General features: G+C 69.4%; 2 protein-coding genes. Both read right to left on the bottom strand.

Annotated features, from left to right (window positions below; all coding sequences use genetic code 11):
- On the bottom strand, positions 1–1770 hold a 1770-nt coding region (locus IJH84_RS19065), incomplete at its 3' end, for an ADP-ribosylglycohydrolase family protein (RefSeq protein WP_295146965.1).
- A 54-nt stretch (positions 1771–1824) separates the two neighbouring features.
- A partial coding sequence (locus IJH84_RS19060; RefSeq protein WP_295146962.1) for a hypothetical protein occupies positions 1825–2118 on the bottom strand: 294 nt, incomplete at its 5' end.

The raw sequence follows: 2118 nt of genomic DNA, 5'->3' as shown, positions 1-2118 counted from the left end.
GGGTTCGACGAAGCGCTCTCGGCGGAACAGGCCGGTGAACAACTCCGCGAGGATCGCGGACGCTCCGGCGTCGAGCGGATCGCGGTACCAGCCCTGCGCCTGCGGGTCGGTCTTGTGCGCCGCTACCGCATCGGGCAGCGCCCACATCAGCATCAACGGACCGTGCAATCCCGCATTCCGGCCGGGTTCGGCGATCGCCCGCTGCACCGCCTCGGCCAGCCCCTCTGGGACTCCGCGGCGGAATTGCGCTTCGGGCGCGTTCAGCAGCCAACCGTCCGGTGCCGGACGTTCGGCCGCCAACGCACCTGCCGCCTGCTGCCACGGCATTCCTTGCGCGACGAGCCATCGCGCGTGCGCCGACCGCATCGCCATCGGCTGCTGGTCGCCGTCCTGGCGCATCCCCGTCCGCAAGCCGCGCACGGTGCCTTCGGTCAGGAACAGCAGAAGCTGAGTCCGCCAGCTCACCTGCCCGGGACGATCGAACACCGCGTCCGGCGCGGTGATCCCGTTCTCGCCGTAGTGCTGCTGGATCTGCGACCACGACATGCCGTCCACCGCGGAACCGAGCGCGTCGCCCACGGCGAAACCGACGTAGGCGCCGATCACGCCGTGCCAGAACCGGTGCAGGTCCTGCGTTCCTTCCAGCGGGATCTTCCCGAACGTCGCGGGAACGGGGTACGCCTGCCCGGACGGCTCATGCCGCACTTCCAGCCCGTTCGCGTGCAGATCGGCCGGCCAGTTCTGCTGCTCACCGGCCGCGCGTCGCTCGGCGTTGGTCTTGACCCAGCAGCTCGCGAGCATGCTCAGCTTGCGTTCGCCGCTGGTCAGGTCGTACCCGGTGAGCCGCGAGAGCTGGATGCGGTGCTTCGAGACGGTCGGCTGCTCGGCCAGCCCGAAGTGCTCCCGCAACTGCGCCGCATAGTCGTCGAACGACCCGTCCAAGCCGGGCTCCACGACGACCTGCGGTTCTTCCGGCTGGTATCGGGGGAAGGAACCGTACTCCGCGGCGACACGCGCCAACTCCTCGGCGCCGAACTCGGTCCGCGGATACGCGGCAGAGTTGATCACGAGACCGCTGCCGGGGTACCGGGAAACCAGCGTCGGCACCGTGATCCGCAGCCACCGGCAGGATTCCGGCATCTTGCGCGGCGAGCTGTAGGCGCTGAGCCGCCGCGGCGGATCGACTTCGTAGGCCGGTTCGTCCGCCGACAACGGGAGCAGCACGACCATGTCGAACAACAGGGCCAACGCGGCCTCGTGGGACAGGACGCCGAGCTGCAGGTAGTTGAGCAGCGTCTCAAGCTGGTTCTGCGCCCTCGGCAGGCCCACCGCTCGCGGGCCGGGAATCCACTTCGGGTTGAGCTGCTCCGTCGTCCGGCCGTCCTCGTGCAGGACTTTCCAGCCGACCAGAGCTTTCCGCGGCACGCCCGCCCGGTAGAAGCCCGCGCGGTCGTACTCCGGATCGACGAACTCCCGGTACCGCGGCTGCCCGGGCCAATCGACCGGGCGCGAGAAACCGGGGTGCGGCGTCGTGTTCGCCTCCCGCAGCTCCCCTTCCGGCTCGGTGACGATCAACCGCTGCGGCGGGAAGATCCGCTGCATGCCGTCCCCGCCGTCGAGGAAGGCGACGTTGTCCCACGGCACGACCCAACCTTCCAGGCCGAGTCGCACGTTGTCGTGATCGACCCGAACCCCGTCGGGCTCGTTCAGCGGGGTGCCCACCGCCCGCAACCACCGCTCGGCGAGTTCGACGGCCTGTGCCTGCTGCACTACTCACCTGGTCCTTCCCACATCGTCACCGGCTGCATCGTCACCGGCTGCGCGTCATTGCGAGTCTTGCAGCCAGCGCCTGCCCGCATCCGTCGGCGTCCAGCTCTGCGAGCCCGCGTCGAAGGTGCCGAGCACCGTTTCCGCGCCCGCGACGTCCTGCACCACGATCTCCGCCTGACCGAAGAAATCGACGTCGTCCGCGATCCCCCGGTCATCCCGGGCGGGGATCGCGAAGCGCATCCTCACCTGCGAGTCCTCGAAGCCTGCATCGCCGGGTATCGATGGCGCGGCGTTGCCGCGGAACATCGATTGCCTACCGTCACCGGTGATGATCGGCCCGGGCTCGTG

This window comes from Saccharopolyspora sp. (genome assembly GCF_017434145.1).
GTDB classification, from domain to species: domain Bacteria; phylum Actinomycetota; class Actinomycetes; order Mycobacteriales; family Pseudonocardiaceae; genus Saccharopolyspora_C; species Saccharopolyspora_C galaxeae.
This window is presented reverse-complemented; position numbering and strand designations above follow the sequence as displayed.